This is a genomic window from Bradyrhizobium sp. 31Argb, from assembly GCF_043638955.1.
Classification (GTDB): domain Bacteria; phylum Pseudomonadota; class Alphaproteobacteria; order Rhizobiales; family Xanthobacteraceae; genus Bradyrhizobium.
The window spans coordinates 1-1,776 of sequence record NZ_JBEGDB010000565.1; the positions used below are offsets into that span (position 1 = coordinate 1).

Genomic DNA, 1,776 nt, shown 5'->3' on the forward strand with positions numbered 1-1,776 from the left:
TTCGCCCACCCCATCTGCGTCCCATCGGCTATGTGTTTCAGGAGCCGAGTCTTTTTCCTCATTTGTCGGTCAGGCGCAACTTGCTTTACGGTGCGCCCAAACCGAAGCCAACGCCGATCGCGTTTGATGAGGTGGTCGAACTGCTCGAGATAGCTCCGTTGCTCGACCGCTCTCCCTCACATCTGTCCGGCGGCGAGCGGCAGCGCGTCGCCATGGGTCGCGCGCTGTTGTCTCAGCCCAGACTGCTTGTGATGGACGAGCCGCTTGGCGCGCTCGACCGCTGCGCCAGACGTGAGATTCTGCCGATCATCGAGCGCCTGCCCGAGAAGCTCGCGCTGCCGATGATCTACATCGGCCATGACATGGCGGAGATCGAACATTTTGCCGATTATCTCGTCATGATGGAGCGCGGCGTAGTGACCGCGGCCGGACCGCTGCAAGTCTTACAGAGAGATCCCGCGCTGCCGCTAGCGGCAAGCCGCGAAGCCGCCGTCAGCCTTGATGCCGTTGTCAGCGGCTATGATGGGCGCTATGGGCTACTCATTCTCCGCCTCAAAGGGGCGCGGCTGTTGGTGCCGGCGCCGCCGTTTGCACCCGGCGTGCACCAACGGCTGCGCATTGGAGCGAGCGACGTCAGCGTGGCGCGCGAGGCGCCACGCGCAGGCTCCATGATTAATGTCTTTCCGGCGCGCATCAGAGCCTGTTTGCCGCTCGGCGCGGCTGAGATCACGCTGGTTCTTGCGCTCGGCACCGGGGGCTCGGGCACGGAGATTTTGGCCCGCATCACGCGTTTCTCCTTTGATTCCCTTGGGCTAAAGGATGGGATGGACGTATTCGCGCAGCTCAAGCACGTCTCGCTGCTCTCGGCCTCTGAACCGCCATTGCAAATCGTGACGACCTCCAGGCCAGCAGCAGATCCTGGGCAGGCAAGCGCCGCGGCGTGAAACGAGCAAGCTCGCTCGAGAGGCGAGCGGCATCATCTTGAGGCTACATTTCATTGTGCCACGCAGGCGGAGTTGAAGAGGCCGATATCGCAAGCCGGACGAGGCGGCCGAGCCATTGGACGGGGCACGCTGGCAACCTATGTGCGTGTCAAGCAAAGGCCCGCGCCATGTTTCTCGAACCGCACGCCGATTGCTGGGATGAGAAGCAAGAGCCGCCGCGGCTAACGCGTTCCCAGTGGCGTCCGGATTTCCCGATGAGGCTTGCCGATTGATCCTCATCAATTCAGTTCTGACCCTGTTTGTGGTCGGAAATGCAGGAGCGGCGGAGGTCGACGCGGCGGTCGCCGCGAACTTCACCGCGCCGGCCAAGGAGCTGCAGCGCCGTTTAAGCCGAAGACCGGGCGAGGCCAAGCTTTGGCGCGAGCGGACAGCTTACAGCCAGGTGACGCAACGGGCGCCCTTTGAGCTATTTCTCCGCCCGACGAGGCCGCCCGAGCAATCTGGTCGAGAACGGTCTTGCGTTCAGGAAAGCCGGTTCACCTATGCGACCTATAATCTCGTGCTGTGCAGTTCAACTCCGAAGTTCGTGAACGAGGCTTTCGCAAAACCTCGATCCATAATCCGGCTGCTGCGCGTTATAGCGCAGCCACTGAGCACGCTGTGAAAGCGCTCGGCGCCTGTGAATTGACGCAGCCGAAGCTGGTCGCGGGATCCTCGCATCTCCCTGGGCCGGAAGCACCCCTCACCTTCCCGCTCTCGTGGGGGGACACGCGCTCTCTTTCGTGGTCAAGCCGCTCCGGAAGGCCTCCGTTACCAAGCTGGCTTGCCGCCG

At 62.7% G+C, this 1,776-nt stretch carries 2 protein-coding genes; both read left to right on the forward strand.

Annotation, left to right across the window (positions count from 1 at the left end):
* Nucleotides 1–944, forward strand: a 944-nt coding sequence (gene modC / locus AAFX91_RS41400; RefSeq protein WP_394570319.1) for a molybdenum ABC transporter ATP-binding protein, incomplete at its 5' end; no start/stop codon positions are given.
* 268 nt (nucleotides 945–1,212) lie between these two features.
* Nucleotides 1,213–1,608, forward strand: coding sequence for a hypothetical protein (locus tag AAFX91_RS41405; protein WP_051397327.1), 396 nt, complete (start codon nucleotides 1,213–1,215; stop codon nucleotides 1,606–1,608).
* Nucleotides 1,609–1,776 lie beyond the last annotated feature (168 nt).